Raw genomic sequence first — 17,513 nt, forward strand, 5'->3', positions numbered from 1 at the left:
AACGTAGTCAGCCTCGGTCTCGGTCGCACGGGAAGCGACAGGGAAAACGGAAGGAGATGCTCATCCTCGTTCGGGCAACGAAGATAACGAATAGGTAAACACTACAACCCGGAGCCTGAGAATGCCATGCGCGCGCATCAGTCTTCGAGGCGGGCGAGCAGAGCGGCGAAGAGACCCGGTGCCGCCGCGATCGTCATCTCGCGGTCCGCACGCTTGCCGCCGAGTCCCGCCACGACGCCGCCGGCCTCGGTGACGATGAGGCCCCCCGCCGCGTGGTCCCACGGCCACAGACCCTTCTCGTAGTAGCCGTCGAGACGGCCGGCCGCGACGCCCGTCAGATCCAGCGAGGCCGCCCCCATTCTGCGCAGGTCGCGCGCGAGCGGCATCACACCGGCGAGGCGCTCGAGCGCCGGCGCGTGGGTCGCGGGGTCGTATCCGAATCCCGTGGCCAGCAGCGCTCCGGCATCCGACGGCTCGGCGACGCGCAGGGCCCGCTCGCCCTCGATCGACGAGACGAGACGCGCTCCTTCATCCCGCGCCGCGGTGAAGAGCTCATCGACGGCGGGGTTGTAGACGGCACCAGCCAGCGCCTCCCACTTCTGCGGGTCGGGCTCCCCCGACACGGCCGCGATGCTCACGGCGTACGCCGGGATGCCGTAGGCGTAGTTGACGGTGCCGTCGATCGGGTCCACGACCCACGTGATGCCGGAGGCGGATGCGGCCACGCCGCCCTCCTCGCCGAGGAATCCGTCGTCGGGACGCGCCGCCGCGAGACGCTCGCGCACCAGCTGCTCGACCTCGCGATCGGCGTCGGTCACGATGTCCGCCAGCGCGGACTTCGTCGCGGCGATCTGCACACCCTCGCGGCGCCGCCGGGCGGCGAGCGCCCCCGCCTCCTTCGCGACCTCGATGGCGAGCGATTGCAGATCGAGAGCGGAAGGCATGCTCCCACGCTACCGTCGCGCGGGGCGAGGCTCGGCCGTTAGCGTGGCGGCATGACCGTCATCGCACCGACCCATGACGTCGTGATCGTCGGCGGGGGCCACAACGCCCTCGTCGCCGCCGCCTACCTCGCCCGCGCGGGCCGCTCGGTCGTCGTGCTGGAGCGACTCGACCACACCGGGGGCGCAGCCGTCTCCGAGTCGCCGTGGGCCGGCGTCTCGGCACGACTGTCGCGATACTCCTACCTGGTGAGCCTCCTGCCCGCCCGCATCGTCGACGACCTCGGGCTGCGCCTGACCCTGCGGCGCAGACGCTACTCGTCGTACACACCCGACCCGGCCGACCCGGCGCGCGGCGTGCTCGTCGACACCGGCGACGCGCAGGCGACGGATGCGAGCTTCCGCCGCGCGACGGGCAGCGCCGCGGAGTCGGATCGCTACCGGAGGCTGAATGCGCGGGTCGCACCCCTCGCGCGCACGGTCTTCCCGTCCATGACCGAGCCGCTGCCCACCGCATCCGCTCTGCGCACGGCGCTCGGCGACGACGTGCTGTGGGATGCGGTCACCGCGCGGCCGCTGGGAACACTGCTGCGAGAGAGCCTGGAGAGCGATCTCGCGCGCGGCATCGCGCTCACCGACGGGCTCATCGGCACGTTCTCGCACGCCGACGATCCCTCCCTGCGACAGAACCGCTGCTACCTGTACCACGTGATCGGCGGCGGAACCGGGGACTGGGACGTCCCGGTCGGCGGGATGGGACACGTCAGCGCGGAGCTGGAGCGCGCCGCACGGAGCGCGGGCGCCGAGATCCGCACCGGCGCTCCGGTCTCGAGCGTGAGCCCCGACGGCGAGGTGCGCTTCGGCGGGAAGGATGCGGGGGTCGTCACCGGCCGACTCGTGCTCTCCGCAGTCGGACCGGCCGTGCTCGATCACCTGCTCGCCGCAGCGGGGGCCGACGTCCCGCAACGGCCGGAGCCGGAGGGCGCGCAGGTCAAGGTCAACATGCTTCTGCGCCGGCTCCCCCGACTGCACGATCACCACGTCGCACCGGCGGCGGCGTTCGCGGGGACGTTCCACGTGAACGAGACGATGACGCAGCTCAACGCCGCATACACGGAGGCGGTCGCCGGTCGCATCCCCACCCCGCTGCCGGCCGAGATCTACTGCCACTCGCTCACCGATCCCTCGATCCTGGGACCGGAACTGCAGCAGGCGGGCGCGCAGACTCTCACTCTGTTCGGCCTTCAGGTACCGCACCGGCTCATGAACGGCGCGGACCCCGACGCGATGCGCGCCACGCTGCTGGCGGCAGCAGAACGCTCACTCGAGTCCGTGCTCGCCGAGCCTCTCGCCGACTGCATCTGGGAGACCCCGACCGGGGCGCCCTGCATCGAAGCGCGCACGACCGGGGACCTCGAGGAGTCGCTGGGCATGACCGGCGGCGACATCTTCCACGGTCCGCTGTCGTGGCCGTGGCGCGAGGACGAGACGGATGCGACCTCCCCCGCCGAGGCGTGGGGCGTCGACACGGCGCACTCCCGCATCCTCCGCTGCGGTTCGAGCGCTGCGCGGGGCGGCGCCGTCAGCGGGCTGGGCGGCCACAACGCGGCGATGGCCGCGCTCGCGCTGCTGCCTCGCGGCTGACGCGGGGGGGTGCGGGGGTACGGCTGCTCAGCGCGGGGGCAGCGGCGGCGGGGGCGGGAAGCCCTCGTAGCCGGGAGCCGCGGGAGGCTCCGACGGGGTGACAGGCGACGCGGATGCGGGCGGCTGGGCACCGTATGCCGCCTCCGCCGTGGGCGACACCACGGGCGCCTGCTGCTGCCAGCCCGTCGGGTAGCCGGTGTAGTAGGCCTGCCAGTCGGGCGAGCCGTCCGGGAGGACCGGCAGCGGGGTGACGCGGTCGGCGTAGGTCGGCCAGGCCTGTGGAGCCGCGACCGGCCAGGCTTGGGGCGCTGCCTGGGCGCGGGGCGTCTTGGGGCCGAACAGCAGGTTGACGAGCGGGACCAGGGCGGTGCCGACGGCGGCCAGGATGGTCACAGCCACGACGATGCGCCAGTACACGTCGTAGAAGTCGACCCACTCCTGGATCGTCAGAGGCAGCACCAGCAGCACGACGAGGGCTGCCACGAGGCCGACGGTCACGTATCCGACGATGCGGTTGAACAGGGTGGGCACGCGCACGATGGCCTTGGTGTACAGACGCACGTGAAGCACCGCGAGCTGGACGATCAGCACGATCAACAGGAACGACAAGAAGCGCGTGAAGCTCGTGAGCCCGTCGCCGTAGCGGTACGCGTCGAGCGAGGGCCGCTCCGGCATCCAGATGAGGAAGGCGCCGACGATGAGGATCAGCACCCACGCGATCATGCTGGTCAGCACGAACCATCCGGGGCGCCTGGGGGCGAGGTGCGCGTCGAGGATCGAGACGCCGGCGAAGGCGGCGAGCAGGAAGATCGTGAGGAACGCGCGCCCGACGATGCCGTTCTGAGAACCGATGAGCACCCAGACGACGCTGACGAGCGCCGCGGCGATCAGGGCGCCGATGGCGACCCAGATGCCGGCCCGCACGAGACGGTTCGGGCTCGACGACTCGGTGGTCGGCGCAGCGGACGGTGCGACGGGCGGTTGCGGCGCGGACATCACGGCTCCCTTCGCGGGCGCCCCTCGCCCGCACCCTCATCCTGGCACGCCGCGCCGATTCGCCGAGGAGGGTTGTGGGCGGCGCGGAGCATCTTCCGAGGAGGGCCGCCGCCGGAGTCGAACCGACCTATCCCCTGGTCGCCGTTCCGATGATCACGGGCGCAAGCCACCCGAACGCCCCGCCCGGCCGCGTCCATTCCAGATGGAGGTCACCCCATCCGGCGGCGCGAATCACTGCGGCCGTGTCGCGCGTCGGATCACACCCGCCGCCGAAGCGATGAGTGAGTGGTCTGAGAAGCCCCTGCACCACCCGGGCGGCCGTGCGATCCTGAGCCGCAACGTGCTCGAAGAAGACGAGACTCCCCGCAGGGCGCAGGACGCGACGAATCTCCGACAGCGCACGCGCGGGATCGGCGACCGAGCAGAGCACGGTCGAGCAGATCACGGCGTCGACGGACTGGTCCTGAAGCGTGAGCTGTTCCACGGGCTCCGTCAGCAGCACCGAATGCTCACGACTGGCAACGACCGGGCCGAGCGTGCGCCGAGCACGCGCGGATGGTTCGAGAGCCTCCCACCGCACGGACTCATCGAGGTAGCGCGCAGTCAACCCTGTTCCGGCGCCCACATCCAAGACACGTCCCCGGAGCTTCGGGAGCGCAGTGGCGAGCCATCGCCTGTGCAGGGCGGGCGCGCTCTCGGCCGCCGCGGAGACAAACATACCGGTGACTCTACGCGGATGGCAGAAGCGTGAAAGGGGCTGACGACCTGTGAGAAACGCCCCCACGAGGGGGGCGTTTCTCACAGATGGTGGCGAGTGAGGGATTCGAACCCCCGAAGGCTACGCCGGCTGATTTACAGTCAGATCCCTTTGGCCGCTTGGGTAACTCGCCAAGTGCGCACCTGCCCAGCTTGTACAGTCGACCAGAGGCGCGATCTCCGATACTACCCCCTCGCCGACGTACTCAGAAATCCGCGACGGGCCCGCGCGCGGCGGCTCAGGAGCCCTGATCGAGCCCCGACAACGCGGAGGGCAGCCGCAGCAGCGCGCCCTCGAAACGACAGGTGGCGGCGGCGACTTCCATCGCCGTGTCGACGAGCATCGTCCAGGCGGCTTCGTCGCTCGGATGCTCGGACAACAGCGACGCGACGGCGGACGAGAGCACCGCGTCGCCCGCTCCCATCGTGTCGATGATGGCGCCGGGGACGGAAGCGATCGGACGTTCGATGGCGACCGCATCGGTGACGACGCCCGCACCCTGCGCACCGCGCGTGGCCAGCACGGCCACGGCGCCGAGCTCACGCATCCGGTCGCGCACGGTCTCCAGCGGCGCCGCGTACAGCAGCTCCGCATCGTCGTCGCCGACCTTCACGAGGTCGGCGAGCGCGGCGAGCTTCTCGAAGCCCGCGACGAAGGAGGCGCGGTCGTGCATCATCCCCTCGCGCGGATTCGGGTCGACCGCGAGCAGCCCGTCGGCGTCGCGCACCGCGTCCACGAGCTCGGCCGCCTGCGCCGCGTCGTCGAACGGGAAGCAGCTGACGACCGTGATCGCCGCATCCGCAATCACGCGACGCTCGTCGTCGCCGAAACGGATGCGGCGGTTCCAGGCCGCCTCGTTGAACACGTAGACCGGCTCCCCGCCGGCGTTGCGGGTGCTCACCGCGCGCGACGAGCCGTGCGGCGACGGTGTCGCGACGAGTTCGACGCCGAAGTCGTCGAGGTAGGCGCGGATGCGGTCGCCGGGCTCGTCGTCGCCGACCATCGCGATGAGCGTCGTGGGCAGGCCCAGCCGAGCCAACCCGACGGCCACGTTGAGCGCCGCTCCCCCGACGAACTCGCGCACTCCGGTGTCGTCGCGCAACTCGTCGATCAGTGCGTCTCCGATCACCGCGACCCGTCCCGCTGCGGTCATACCCGTTCCCCCTTCACGCGCCCGACGAACGCTTCAGCCCGTGCGCGTGTGCCATCGATACGGCGATCGACGCTCGCCCGGATCTCGCTCGGTGCAAGAGGGGCCGCCAACCGCACGGTCTCGTGGCACGACAGATCGGCGCACATGTACGTGCCCACACTGTCACCACTCTCCCCCGCTTCGCCCGCCCGGCGCGCGGTGAACAGCGCGACCTGATCGCCGGGCTGCATCGTGTGACACAGGTTGCACATCGCCGACCGCGCACGGCCATTGCCCTCCGCGGCCCGGAGCACGACGCCTGCCGGCCGACCATCGGACTCGGTCACCAGGTACCCCCGGCCGCGCGAGCGCGGGTCTCGCCATGCCAAGAAGTCGAGGTGATCCCAGTCGGTGAGCAGGAAGTCGTGCGGCATGGCGGCCACCCGGACTTCCTCCGGCGCGGCGTTCACGAACGACTCGCGCACCTGTTCCTCGGTCAGAGCCCGCATGAGACAAGTCTACGAATCGGCGCGAGCGCCTGGACGCGGCCTACTGCGCCGCGACCCACGCCTGCCACTCCGGGATGCTCACTCCCTGCCGAAGCTCCGACCATCCGACCAGCCCGCCGTAACCAGAACGCCCGTAGATCGCCATGTCCCACACGGGCTCGCCCTTGGCTGCTGCGAAGGCGTAGTAGGAGCCCGCGGCGGCGTAGGCGAGACCCGCGTCCTGACCGCGAAGCATCTCGTCGCTGAACGCATCGGCGCCCCGCTCGGCGATGAGCTGCTTCACCTGCGGATAGGTGTACTGGGGTTCGGAGACCCCGGCCGTCCACTCCACATAACGGGCGAAGCCCTCCATCACCGCAGCGGGCGGGTTGGTGAACGACCCCGGCGCCGCCGTGTGGTGCAGGGCGTGCGCGAACTCGTGCACGAAGGTCTGCTCGCGCTGATCGGCGCTCTCGGGCCCCATGACGACGAGCGTGCCGGACGTGTCGAGGCCGGTCGCGATCGTCGGGTCCAACCAACGTTCCGAGAACTGCGGACGCCAGGTCGGCCGCGCGTAGCCCGCGACGTCCATCTCCCACGGCGTCTGGGTGCCGTACCGCCACCGCGTGAATCTCTCTGGGTCCGCGGTGATGGCGGAGACGAATCCCTCCTGGGGAACGGCGCCGCCCATCTGCTCGATCGTTTCTAGCGCGATCACGGCCCCCTGCTCGGCGATGTCGGCTTCTCGATCGACGAGATCCTTCTCATCCGCCATCCCGAACAGGACGACGTGATCCCGCTTCGCAGCGTAGAGCGGCCCCTCATCCCATGGGTTGGGCTCGAACGTGGGCGTGATCGAGACGATCTTCGGCTCCGGCGGCGGCGCGTCCACCGTGGCGCCGTCGTCGCTGTAGAGGTCGAACGACGAGACCTCCTCGCGCGGCTCGAAGGTGACCGTATACACGAAGCCCTGCAGCAGCTGCAGCCCCGCATCCCCGTCGCCGCTTCCGCGCGCCGGCTGGGCGGCGAAGGCGAACTGCGTCCCGAGGAACACGAGCTGCGTGTTCTCGTCGTCGTCCTCTTCGCTGGGCAGGTCCATGGGAGTGATCGCGGCGAGATCCCAGCCGATCGAGGAGGTGTTGTCCCACCACTGACCCAGCTGATCGACGGCGTCGCCGGTGGCCCAGGAGAGGAAGCCCTCGCGGTCCTTCTCTCGCAGCGCCGTGTTCATGTCGACCCACATCTGGTCGCCCGGGCTGACGAACTCGCCGTCGATCCACGGCCCGTACGCGGAGGGGAGGTCGGCCACGGGCCCGAGCGCCGGCACGCGCGGCCACGTGACGAAGGCGTACACCCCGGCGATCGCGAGCACCGCGACGCCCGCCGAGGCGATCGTCAGCTGCGCCGCACGCGCACGACGGTTCTTTCCGTCGCGGGAGGGCTCGTTCACAACCGCAACAGGTGCAGCCCCGCCGCTCATTCTGCACTCTCCTTCTGCACCGCGATCAACCGGACTCGGCTCTCGTGCTCGAGCTTCCCGTCGACGGCCTCCGACGCGAAGACGAAGACGTAGTCGGCGTCACCGATCCGCAAGCGGTGCTCTGTGAGGGGTCCTGGCGGACCGCTGGGGGCGAACCCCATGACGTCATCGAGCGACTCGCTCTCGTTGAGGATCGGGAAGTCTCTTCCGAGGACCTCGGCGTCCACACCGTCGCTTCGTGTCGAGGCGCCCCCGCTGAGGCACGCCGTTTGGATCACTCCGTCGACGCGGGAGCTCTCCGACATCTCGAGGAGTACCCCGGTCCCACTGAAGCAGCCCTGCTGCGGGACAGCGGCGACGTACGTCGTCTCGTGCAGGGGCGTGCGCCCCTCCAGATCGGTCTCGCGCGGCCAGACCACTCCCGCGACCCGCCAGGGGCCGGCGGCGCTCGCGATCGCGCCTTCGCGGTACTCCGACGGAGTGTCGTCGCCGTAGTAGTACGCGCGAGTCAGCCAGACGGCGCTCGTATAGGTCGCGGTGTGCACCTCGTCGTCGACACGGAACGAATAGGTGAAGTCGACGATCGAGACGGCGGCATCGGAGTCGGCGGGATCGGTGAAGTCGCCGTATCCGTTGGTGCCGTACATCAGGGCGCCCGCGTCGTAGTCGACCGACAGCTCGATCAGTTCCGCGGCCTCGACGTCGCCGTAGAGCAACGGGTCGCGCGACAGCGCTGCGAGTCCCGGCGTCACATACTCGGTCCAGCTGGGTCGCCCGTCGTGGTCGCGGCGAGGAAGTCGTCGAGCACCGCCGGCGCGTCGGATGCGAGCTCGGCGCTGGCGGAGGAGGCGCCCCAGACGAGAGCGGCGATGCCGCCGCCGACCACGAGCACCGTCGCGGCGAGCACACCCCACGTCAGACCCGTCATGATCTTCGGGCCCTTCGGCCTCGGCTGCGGGGCCACCCCCATGGGCGCGGGCGCGAAGGCCCCGGCGTGCGCATTCGGCGGGGCCGTGTCACCCGGGAACGGTGCCACGTGCGGTGTCCATGCGGCGCCGTCCCACCATCTCAGCTGACGAGCCCCGGACGGATCCGGATGCCATCCCTGCGGTGCCGCGGAGGCGCGTGCGTCATCGTCGGCCATGATCTCCCCCATCTCCGTCCTCAACGGAAGCCGACTTTCATCGTATGAGACCCCACGTATCGCCGTTCGGCCCTTGTGAGAAACCCCTCCCGCCGGGTAGCGCGAGTGCGGCAGCATCCGTTGGCTACACTCGCGGCATGGCAGATTCCTCGTTCGACATCGTTTCCAAGATCGATCGGCAGGAGGCCGACAACGCTCTGAACCAGGCCCGCAAGGAAGTGGAGCAGCGCTACGACTTCAAGGGCACGGACGCCTCCATCGAGTGGAGCGGCGAGTCGATCCTCATCAAGGCCAACAGCGAAGATCGCGCGAACGCCGTGCTGGATGTGTTCCAGACGAAGCTCATCAAGCGCGGCATCTCGCTGAAGAGCCTGGATTCAGGCGAGCCCACCGCCAGCGGCAAGGAGTACCGCATCGTCTCGACGCTGAAAGAAGGCATCTCGCAGGAGATCGCGAAGAAGATCAACAAGATCATCCGCGACGAGGGCCCCAAGAGCGTCAAGTCGCAGATCCAGGGCGATGAACTGCGCGTGCAGTCGAAGTCCCGCGACGACCTCCAGGAGGTGCAGCGGCTGCTGAAGGCCGCGGACCTCGACGTCGACCTGCAGTTCACCAACTACCGGTAGGCGAGGGCTGACGAGCTTTCTCGTCACAGCTCGCCGGCTGCGGCGTCTTCCTCTGTGACCGCACCTCGCGATCACATCGAAAGGAAGACCATGACCACCCCCGTCACCTCGCTCGAGCAGCTGCCCGCCGAATTCGCACGTCGCTTCAACGCGCGCGACCTCGACGCCCTCACCGCCCTGAACGCCCCCGGCGCCGTCTTCGTGCCCGCCCCGGGACAGCCCGTCACGGGAGATGAGGCGGTCGCGGGCGCCCTGGAGCAGTTCCTCGCGATCGGCCTGCCGATCTCGATGACCGTGCGCAACGTGTTCGTCAACGGCTCCGTCGGCCTCGCGATCGCCGACTGGAAGCTCGAGGGAACCGCCGCCGACGGCAACCAGGTGTCCCTCGGCGGCAGCACGGCCGACGTCGCCGTCTTCGACGAGCAGCACGGCTGGCGCTACGCGATCGACAACCCGTTCGGTACCGTCTGACCCGCCGGGAGCGGGGACGGCGCCCGGTCTCCGTCCCCGCTCGCCGGCGACATCGGTAGGATTCTGCGAACCTCCCGAACGAATGAAACTCCTCATGCCCTCAGCACCGCCCGCCTCGTCCGGCACTCACGCCGCCCTCGAGGCGATGATCCACTCCGACCCGCAGCGACTGCGCCGGCGCTCGATCTCGCTGGGCATCGATCCGTCCGATGCAGACGACGTCGCGCAGGATGCGGTGATGCGCGCGTGGCGCGCCGTCGAGCGCATCCACTCGCCCGAGCCCGGCCAGATGTGCTCTTGGCTCGACGCGATCGCCCGGAACGCGGCCTACGACCTCGCACGACAGCGGCGCAGGCATCCTCTCGTCCCCCTCGTCGACGACGGCAGCGATGACGCCGACGTCGCCCTCGACGTCGAGACGCGGTTCCTCCTGGCGGGCGCGCTGGCAGCCATCAACGACCTCCCTGACGACCTGCGCCGCCCGCTTCTGATGAGCGTCGTCGATGGCCTGTCCAGCGCGGAGATCGCCGAGCGGCTGGGACTGAGCGCAGCCGCTGCACGTCAGCGCGTGGCCCGCGCCCGCAAGGCACTCGGCGCCTGCCGCAAGGCGGGCATGGAGGAAGCGGGCTGAGCCGTCGCCGCTGAAGACCGGAGGGGGACCCGGACATCCCGCGTGAGAACGTCATGAGAGTCGTTTCACATTCCGCCGAGGAACGTCATGGGGTGGAAGCCTGTTCCTCAGCAACACCGCGCGCCGGGGATGTTCGGGTCATCGTCGTCGTGTGAAGCGCGATGTCGTGTCGTGTAGCCCCTCCCCTTCGCGGGAGGGGCTTTCTTCGTGGTGCGCTCAGGCCTGCAGTTTCAGGTCGGTGAGACAGGTCGGGTCCTCGGGTCCGGTCGCGATGGACGAGACGGCGACCTCATCTCCGGCGCGCACGGTCAGCGTCGCCTCGATGCCGCGAGGCAGCCAGAAGCCGACGAATCCGTTGTCCGCCGCCACGAGAGTCTCATCGAAGATCGTGGCGCCCGCGCCATCGACCACCGTCACCTCGAACGTGCGTCCCGCGAGCTCGCCGCGACAGCTCGTCAGGTTGTGGAAGAAGCACTCGTGCGTCGAGCTCTCGTAGGGGGCCACCGACAGGTGGAACGAATCCTCGGGCAACGGCTTATCGACCTCGCGGCCGTCCCCTGCGGTGAGCAGCAGCCTGTCCGGGCGCACCGACGCCGAGTAATCGGTCGCCCGATCGGCGACAGGGACCGCCTCCAACGCGTCTATCGCCTCGGCGGCACTCATCGCCTCGACCTGGGCGAACGAGAGTGCCGCGGAAGGGTCGACGGGCGCCGCGGGGGCACTACATGCACTGAGCACCGCCCCGGCGGAGAGGAGGACGGCGGCAAGCCCGAGGGAAAGGGAGGTTCGACGCTGCATGTGCTCCAGCCAACCGCCGACGATGACGGCGCGCACCGTGTCGCCCCGTTTCTATGACGGGACGTTCGCGAAGCCGTCAGGCGGTGAGGTGCGAGATCAGGATCTGCGTCCCGATCCCGATGAGCACGAGGCCGCCCACGATCTCGGCAGGACGACGGAAACGGGTGCCGATCCGATGCCCGATGAGAACGGCGGCGAAGGAGAGCACGAAGGTCACGACGCCGATCGCGATGACAGCGATCCACACCGGGAAGTTGAGGAACGCGAAGCTCAGCCCCACGGCGAGCGCGTCGATGGACGTCGCCACGGCGAGCAGGATCGTCTCGCGCGTCGAGAGGCGCGAGGTTCCGGCTTCTGCTCCGTCCTTGTCGGGCGTCAGCGCCTCCCAGAGCATCTTCACCCCGACCGCGGCGAGCAGCGCGAAGGCCACCCAGTGATCGAACGGCTCGATGAACGCGGCGAACGCGCTTCCGAGCAGGTAGCCGAGCAGCGGCATGAGCGCCTGCGCCAGCCCGAAGGCGAGCGCCAGCACGAGGGCGTTTCGCACGATCTGCGAGCGCAGCTGAAGGCCCTTGCCGAGGGCGACCGCGAAGGCGTCGGCGGAGACACCGACGGCGAGCAGAGGCAGTGCCCAGAACGACATGATGCTCCTGGTGGGATGGAGGGAGGGCGCGGGGCGATCGCCCGCGTCATCCAGCCTGCCGATTTCGGAAAACCGAACTCAACTCCAGCGCACGATTGTCAGCTTTTCGGCTTCCCAAACATCAGTGGAAGCGTGCGCGCGCCCACTGTTCGAGCGCCGCGTACGCCCGACGGCGAGGCTCGGGCGCGGAGAGGAAGACGTCGTGCACGGCCCCCTGGATGCGCGCGATCGTCACGAGCGGGCCGAGCTTGAGCGCGGCGCGCGCGATGTCGTCGACCACCAGCACGGAGTCCGTCGAGGTCATCTGCTCGCTCCAGCGGATCGGCGACGACGACCGCGCGGAGAGCAGGACGAACGCGGGCGCTCCCACATCCACCCCCGCGGCGATGCGCGCGTGCCCCGCCAGAACGGCGTGCAGCCAGCCGGGGTGGGTCGCGAACCCCTGTGCGGGGCGCCATTGCTCGCGGTAGCCCCGGGTCGGCAGCACGCCGAGCTCGGTCTGCGCGCGCGTGTAGAACCCGAGGTCGACGACCGGCTGCGCACCGCGGGGCTGCACGCGGGCTCGAGCCTGGATGAGGGGCGCGATCGCCTGGCGCCCGAACGAGCCGATCTGGAACTCCAGCCAGGGGCTGTTGAGCACGAGCGCGGATGCGGTCCCCGGGTGACGCGCGGACCACAGCGACAGCGTGAGCCCGCCCGTGGAGTGTCCGAGCAGCACGAGACGCCTCTTGCCGCGCGGACCCATAGCGGCGAGCGCTGCGGCGATGTCGGCGTCGTACTCGTCGAGGCTGTCGGCGTAGCCGGGCACCTGCCCCTCACGCAGGCTCCGGCCGTACCGGTGCAGGTCGAGGGCGTAGAAGCGCGCCCCGAGCCGGGTCCAGAACTGGGCCAGCTCGGTCTGGAAGAAGTAGTCCGACCAGCCGTGGACGTACAACACGTCGACATCGCGCAGCGGTGCGACCAGCCGTGCGAACGGATGCGGCAGGTGCCGCACGAGCGTCGCCACCAGCGGGCCGTCGTCCGCGGGAAGATCCAGCGGCAGGGTCTGCTGCGCGAACCCGGGCCCGAGGATGTCGGGGACCCAGGCGCTCATGCCGTCAGCCTAGCGACGCGCGTGCGGAAGGCGACCGATCCGCGGGGAGCTCACTCGCCGCGCGAGATCGCCACCATCTCGTCGCGCGGCACGACCTTGATGCGTGCCCGCTCGGCGGGGGCGCCGAGGGCGATCTCGTGCTCATCGAGCCGGTGCCATCCCTCGAGGTCGGTCCAGCGCACACCGCGCTCGGCGAGCAGGGCGGGGATCGCCTCCGGGGACGCATCCTCGGGCTGCCACCACGAGGCCTGGCCGTTGATGAGGTGGCGCACCGTCTCCATCGCGTCGGACTTCGTGTGTCCGATCAGGCCGACCGGCCCGCGCTTGATCCAGCCCGTCGCGTAGACGCCGGGGACGACCTCGTTCGAATCGGGATGCAGCACCTGGCCCTCGTGGTTCGGGATGACACCGTGGCGCTCGTCGAACGGGACGCCGGGAAGCGGTGAGCCGAAGTAACCGACGGCGCGGTACAGCTGCTGGATCGGAACCTCGCGCAGCTCGCCCGTACCGGCCACTCCGCCCTCGCCGTCGGGACGCGTGCGCTCGTAGACCAACGCCGCCACGCGGCCCGCCGCATCCTTCTTGACCTCGACGGGCTTGGCCCAGAAGTGCAGGTGCAGTCTGCGGGACGCCTCGCCGCCGGCACCGTTGGCACCCGGACGGGTGCGCCACTCCTGCAGCACGCGGTCGATGACCTTGACCTGCTTGTTGCTCGCGATCGCGGCGAGCGACGCCTCGTCGTAGTCGAAGTCCTCGTCGTAGACGACCATGTCGACGTCGCGCAGCTCGCCGAGCTCCCGCAGTTCGAGCGGCGTGAACTTCACCTGCGCGGGGCCGCGGCGCCCGAACACGTGGACGTCGGTGATCGTCGAGGCCTCGAGCCCGGCGTGCACGTTGTCCGGGATCTCGGTCGGCAGCAGATCGACGGCGTGCTTGGCGAGCATCCGGGTGATGTCGAGGGCGACGTTGCCGTTGCCGATGACAGCGACCGACGAGGCGTCGAGCGGCCAGGTGCGCGGCACGTCGGGGTGTCCGTCGAACCAGCTCACGAAGTCGGCGGCGCCGTAGGAGCCCTCCGCGTCGATGCCGGGGATGTCGAGGTCCGCATCGCGGATCGCGCCGGTCGCGAAGATCACCGCGTTGTAGTGCTTCTTCAGATCGTCGAGCGTGATGTCCTCACCGAAGCGCACGTTGCCGAACAGCCGGATGTCGCCGCGGTCGAGCACGTCGCGCAGGGCGGTGATCACGCCCTTGATGCGGGGGTGGTCCGGGGCGACGCCGTAGCGCACGAGTCCGTAGGGAGCGGGCAGGTGCTCGAACAGGTCGATCGACACATCGAACGCCCGCTCGGCCTTCAGCAGGATGTCGGCCGCGTAGATACCCGCGGGCCCTGCGCCGACGATGGCCAGCCGGAGCTTGGTCATGGGAGTCCTTTCGATGGGTACAGCGGCGTCGGGGGCGACGCCTCGAGCGCTCTGGTTCGCAGGCGCGGAGATCAGCTGCTGCGATCGGCGACCGCGTCCGCGAAACGCGTCAGCGCCTCGCGCACCGCACCGCGCGGGAGCGGCTCGAGGGCCGCGACCGCCGCGTCCGACCATTCGTGCGCGAGCGCCAGGGTCTGCTCCGTGGCGGCGTGCTCGCGCAACTCGGTCAGCGGGTCGTCCAGCAGCGCCGGGTCGGCACCGTCGGCGATCTGGGCCACGCCGGCGTCGATGCGGGCGAGCAGGTCGACGGATGCCGCATCGTCGAGGCGCCCCAGCAACAGATACGGCATGGTGGGCACGCCCGCGCGCAGATCCGTGCCGGGGACCTTGCCGGTCTCGGCCGCATCCGCGGAGAGGTCGATGACGTCGTCGAGCAGCTGGAAGGCGACGCCGACCTTCTCGCCGAAGGTCAGCAGCGGCTGCTCGTAGTCGAGCGGCGCGTGTGAGAAGAGCACGCCGGCCTGCGCGGAAGCCGCGATGAGCGAGCCCGTCTTGTCGCTCAGCACCTGCAGGTAGAAGTCGACGGGATCGTCGCCGGCCTGGAGACCGACGGTCTCGTGCATCTGCCCGAGAACGAGCCGCTCGAAGGTGTCGGCCTGCAGCTTCATGGCCTTGTCGCCCAGACGAGACATGATCTGGCTCGCGCGGGAGAAGAGCAGGTCTCCGGTGAGGATGGCGACGCTGTTGCCCCAGACGGAGTGCGCGGCGGGCACGCCCCGGCGCACGTCCGCACCGTCCATGACGTCGTCGTGGTAGAGCGAACCGAGATGGGTCAGCTCGAGCGCGGATGCGGCGTCGATGACCTGCTCGTTGACGCCGTCGCCCAACTGCGCGGTGAGCACCGTCAGCATCGGACGCACACGCTTGCCGCCGGCCTCGTAGAGGTAGCGGCTGGTGGCGTCGGCGAGCGCATCGGCCACGTGCAGCTCGTCGGCGAGGTGTGCCTCGACCTTGGCCAGACCGTCTTCGACGGTCTTCTGCAGTCGGCGGGAGACGGGACCGGCGAAGACACGATCGGCGAGGCCGAGTCTGTTCGCGAGGTGCGCGCCAGGCGCAGAGGGGCTCCGTGTCACTCCTCTAGCCTACCCGCGGGCCGCAGGCGCTCGACCCGCTGTGAACCGTCAGTTCGCTGCAGGATCGGCGAACGGCGCACGCGCGCGATGCAGCGCAACGATGCCGAACGTGAGGTCGCGGTGCGCGACGTCCACCCATCCCGCGTCCCGGATCCAGGCGCTGAGCGTGCGCTGGTCGGGCCAGTCCTTGATCGACTCGTTGAGGTAGTCGTAGGCGTCCGCGTTCGAGCTGACGCGGCGGGCGACGATCGGCAGGACGCGGTCGTTGTAGAAGCGATAGAGGCCGGCGAACAGGGGGTGCGGCGGGTGCGAGAACTCGCAGACCACGAGCCGTCCACCGGGCTTGGTCACGCGGCGCATCTCGGCGAGCGCCGCGTGCGGGTCGTTCACATTGCGCAGTCCGAAGGAGATCGTGACGGTGTCGAACGAGGCGTCCTCGAACGGGAGCGCGGTGGCGTCCGCCTCCTGGAAGGTGAGGTTCATGATGTGCCCGTGACGCCTGACGCCCTCGGCGATCATCCCCGGTGAGAAGTCTGCGGCGACGACCTCGGCGCCGCTGCGGGCCAGGGCCACCGCGCTCGCGCCGGTGCCGGCGGCGAGGTCGAGGATGCGCTGCCCGGCACGCGGTGCGATCGCGCGCGTCGCCGCGACGCGCCAGAGTCGGTCGTTGCCGAGGCTGAGCACCGTGTTGGTGCGGTCGTAGCCGGCGGCGACCTCGTCGAACATGCCGCTGACACGGCCCGGATCCTTGCCGAGGTCGGCGCGATGCTGGTCGGGGCTCTCACTCACGCCCCCAGCCTAAGCCGTGAGCTCGCACCCCTCTCGCTGAGCCTTGCTCCCGCGGCGCGCGTCTAGGCTGGCAGGGTGATTCGTGCCTCGCGTCCTCGGCTGCTCGTCGAGACCCGCGAGATCGACCCGATCGACGATCTGCTGGCCTTCACCGACCCCGCGCGCCCTCTCGTGTGGCAGCGCCGGGGCGAGGGCATGGTAGGTCTCGGCGAGCCGCTCGCACTCCCCTTCGCTTCCGATGCCGACGCGCGCGCGGACCGCTGGCGAGAGCTCGCCGCCGCCGCGGTCGTGGACGACCCGCTGGAGATCCCGGGCACGGGTCTCATCGCCTTCGGCGCGCTGCCCTTCGATCGCCGTTCCGAGAGGCCGGGGGCCCTGCTCGTTCCTCCCGTCGTGATCGGACGCCGCGACGGACGTTCCTGGCTCACCCGCATCCGTTGGAGCGACGAGGCGGCCATCACCCCCGTGGCGACGCCCTACGGTGCACACTGGTCCGCCACCCTGGGACCCGGCCGGCAGCATCCCGCCGGCTACATCGCCTCGGTGCGCGAGGCCGTCGAGGCGATCACGGCGGGCGAGGTCAGCAAGGTCGTCCTCGCGCGAGACCTCGCGGGCACCGTGCCCGCCGGCTCCGACCTCCGCCGCCTCGTGCGCGCCCTCGCATCCGGCTACCCCGACACGTGGGCCTTCGCCGTCGACGGGCTGATCGGCGCCAGCCCCGAGACCCTCGTCACCGTCGAGCAGGGCACCGTGACGGCACGCGTGCTCGCGGGTACCACGGCACGCGGCGCGGATCCGGATGCGGATGCGGCGGCCGCCCTCGCCCTCGCCACGAGCACCAAGGATCAGGACGAGCATCAGTTCGCGGTGCGGAGCGTCCTGGCGGCGCTCGATCCGCACACCCGCGCGCTGCGCTCGAGCGAGCAGCCGTTCACTCTCAAGCTGCCGAACGTCTGGCACCTGGCGACCGACGTCGAGGGCGCCCTCTCCGACACGGCGTCCGCCCTGGATCTCGTCGCGGCGCTGCATCCGACGGCCGCCGTCGCCGGCACCCCGACGCAGGCGGCGCTCGATGTCATCCGCCGCTTGGAGCCCTTCGATCGCGGCCGCTACGCGGGCCCCGTGGGATGGATCGACCAGGCCGGCGACGGCGAGTGGGCCATCGCGCTGCGCTGCGCACAGTTCGACACCCCGGACTCGGAGGGCGACGTCGCCCTCACCGCGTACGCCGGTGCGGGCATCGTGGCCGCGAGCGATCCCGAATCCGAGCTGCTCGAGACGCGCGTGAAGTTCCGCCCGATCGTCGAAGCTCTGGCCTGAGCG

General features: G+C 70.3%; 19 protein-coding genes and 1 tRNA gene. 5 read left to right on the forward strand and 15 right to left on the reverse strand.

The features are described from left to right. Window positions 1-137: 137 nt before the first annotated feature. Window positions 138-944 carry an inositol monophosphatase family protein gene (locus AC1VNH_RS07620; RefSeq protein WP_483110692.1) on the reverse strand — a complete coding sequence of 269 codons (807 nt, stop codon included), beginning with the start codon at window positions 942-944 and terminating at the stop codon, window positions 138-140. Window positions 945-995: 51 nt separating this feature from the next. On the opposite strand from AC1VNH_RS07620, the gene AC1VNH_RS07625 reads away from it, so the two are divergent. Further along, window positions 996-2,585 carry a phytoene desaturase family protein gene (locus tag AC1VNH_RS07625; RefSeq protein WP_483110694.1) on the forward strand — a complete coding sequence of 530 codons (1,590 nt, stop codon included), beginning with the start codon at window positions 996-998 and terminating at the stop codon, window positions 2,583-2,585. A gap of 27 nt (window positions 2,586-2,612) precedes the next feature. Here the strand turns inward: AC1VNH_RS07625 and AC1VNH_RS07630 are convergent, their stop codons facing one another. The 8 genes from AC1VNH_RS07630 to AC1VNH_RS07665 form a co-directional block, all read right to left on the reverse strand. Next, the gene (locus AC1VNH_RS07630) at window positions 2,613-3,581 is read right to left on the reverse strand and encodes a hypothetical protein (protein ID WP_483110696.1); all 969 of its coding nucleotides are present in this window, start codon (window positions 3,579-3,581) and stop codon (window positions 2,613-2,615) included. A 127-nt stretch (window positions 3,582-3,708) separates the two neighbouring features. Further along, window positions 3,709-4,299 (reverse strand): class I SAM-dependent methyltransferase, encoded by a 591-nt coding sequence (locus tag AC1VNH_RS07635; RefSeq protein ID WP_483110698.1) that lies wholly within the window; start codon window positions 4,297-4,299, stop codon window positions 3,709-3,711. Window positions 4,300-4,386: 87 nt separating this feature from the next. Continuing rightward, window positions 4,387-4,471: transfer RNA gene (locus AC1VNH_RS07640), tRNA-Tyr, on the reverse strand. A 105-nt stretch (window positions 4,472-4,576) separates the two neighbouring features. Further along, a complete protein-coding gene (locus AC1VNH_RS07645) occupies window positions 4,577-5,491 on the reverse strand; it encodes a PfkB family carbohydrate kinase (RefSeq protein ID WP_483110700.1) in 915 nt (304 codons plus the stop codon). Next, window positions 5,488-5,979: an FBP domain-containing protein gene (locus tag AC1VNH_RS07650; RefSeq protein WP_483110702.1), complete on the reverse strand. Its 492-nt coding sequence runs from the start codon at window positions 5,977-5,979 to the stop codon at window positions 5,488-5,490. Before AC1VNH_RS07650 ends, AC1VNH_RS07645 begins: the two co-directional genes overlap by 4 nt. A gap of 40 nt (window positions 5,980-6,019) precedes the next feature. Further along, window positions 6,020-7,438 carry a hypothetical protein gene (locus tag AC1VNH_RS07655; RefSeq protein ID WP_483110704.1) on the reverse strand — a complete coding sequence of 473 codons (1,419 nt, stop codon included), beginning with the start codon at window positions 7,436-7,438 and terminating at the stop codon, window positions 6,020-6,022. Beyond that, on the reverse strand, window positions 7,435-8,190 hold the full coding sequence (locus AC1VNH_RS07660) for a hypothetical protein (RefSeq protein ID WP_483110706.1): 756 nt from the start codon (window positions 8,188-8,190) through the stop codon (window positions 7,435-7,437). The genes AC1VNH_RS07655 and AC1VNH_RS07660 overlap by 4 nt, the downstream gene beginning before the upstream one ends. Then, window positions 8,187-8,582 carry a DUF2510 domain-containing protein gene (locus AC1VNH_RS07665; protein WP_483110708.1) on the reverse strand — a complete coding sequence of 132 codons (396 nt, stop codon included), beginning with the start codon at window positions 8,580-8,582 and terminating at the stop codon, window positions 8,187-8,189. Before AC1VNH_RS07665 ends, AC1VNH_RS07660 begins: the two co-directional genes overlap by 4 nt. 137 nt (window positions 8,583-8,719) lie before the next feature. Between AC1VNH_RS07665 and AC1VNH_RS07670 the strand changes: the two genes are divergently transcribed. The 3 genes from AC1VNH_RS07670 (at window position 8,720) to AC1VNH_RS07680 (ending at window position 10,310) form a co-directional block, all read left to right on the forward strand. After that, the gene (locus tag AC1VNH_RS07670) at window positions 8,720-9,208 is read left to right on the forward strand and encodes a YajQ family cyclic di-GMP-binding protein (protein WP_243233078.1); all 489 of its coding nucleotides are present in this window, start codon (window positions 8,720-8,722) and stop codon (window positions 9,206-9,208) included. A 90-nt stretch (window positions 9,209-9,298) separates the two neighbouring features. Beyond that, window positions 9,299-9,679 (forward strand): YybH family protein, encoded by a 381-nt coding sequence (locus tag AC1VNH_RS07675; protein WP_483110710.1) that lies wholly within the window; start codon window positions 9,299-9,301, stop codon window positions 9,677-9,679. A gap of 94 nt (window positions 9,680-9,773) precedes the next feature. Beyond that, window positions 9,774-10,310, forward strand: a complete 537-nt coding sequence (locus AC1VNH_RS07680) for an RNA polymerase sigma factor (RefSeq protein WP_483110712.1) — start codon at window positions 9,774-9,776, stop codon at window positions 10,308-10,310. 216 nt (window positions 10,311-10,526) lie between these two features. On the opposite strand, the gene AC1VNH_RS07685 is transcribed toward AC1VNH_RS07680, so the two are convergent. From AC1VNH_RS07685 to AC1VNH_RS07710, 6 genes are all read right to left on the reverse strand, one after another. Then, entirely contained in the window at window positions 10,527-11,144 is a 618-nt protein-coding gene (locus tag AC1VNH_RS07685) for a CueP family metal-binding protein (protein WP_483110714.1), read from the reverse strand. 40 nt (window positions 11,145-11,184) lie between these two features. Continuing rightward, a complete protein-coding gene (locus tag AC1VNH_RS07690) occupies window positions 11,185-11,751 on the reverse strand; it encodes a manganese efflux pump MntP (RefSeq protein ID WP_274286198.1) in 567 nt (188 codons plus the stop codon). 121 nt (window positions 11,752-11,872) lie between these two features. Then, complete coding sequence (locus AC1VNH_RS07695; RefSeq protein ID WP_483110716.1) at window positions 11,873-12,844, reverse strand: alpha/beta hydrolase; 972 nt, start codon at window positions 12,842-12,844, stop codon at window positions 11,873-11,875. A gap of 50 nt (window positions 12,845-12,894) precedes the next feature. After that, window positions 12,895-14,268, reverse strand: coding sequence for an FAD-dependent oxidoreductase (locus tag AC1VNH_RS07700; protein WP_483110718.1), 1,374 nt, complete (start codon window positions 14,266-14,268; stop codon window positions 12,895-12,897). 71 nt (window positions 14,269-14,339) lie between these two features. Next, window positions 14,340-15,401, reverse strand: a complete 1,062-nt coding sequence (locus tag AC1VNH_RS07705; protein ID WP_483110720.1) for a polyprenyl synthetase family protein — start codon at window positions 15,399-15,401, stop codon at window positions 14,340-14,342. Between the two features lie 48 nt (window positions 15,402-15,449). Then, window positions 15,450-16,127 carry a class I SAM-dependent methyltransferase gene (locus AC1VNH_RS07710; protein WP_243233141.1) on the reverse strand — a complete coding sequence of 226 codons (678 nt, stop codon included), beginning with the start codon at window positions 16,125-16,127 and terminating at the stop codon, window positions 15,450-15,452. 141 nt (window positions 16,128-16,268) lie between these two features. On the opposite strand from AC1VNH_RS07710, the gene AC1VNH_RS07715 reads away from it, so the two are divergent. Further along, entirely contained in the window at window positions 16,269-17,510 is a 1,242-nt protein-coding gene (locus tag AC1VNH_RS07715; RefSeq protein ID WP_483112707.1) for an isochorismate synthase, read from the forward strand. The last annotated feature ends 3 nt before the right edge of the window (window positions 17,511-17,513 follow it).

This window comes from Microbacterium sp. KU4F (assembly GCF_056868075.1).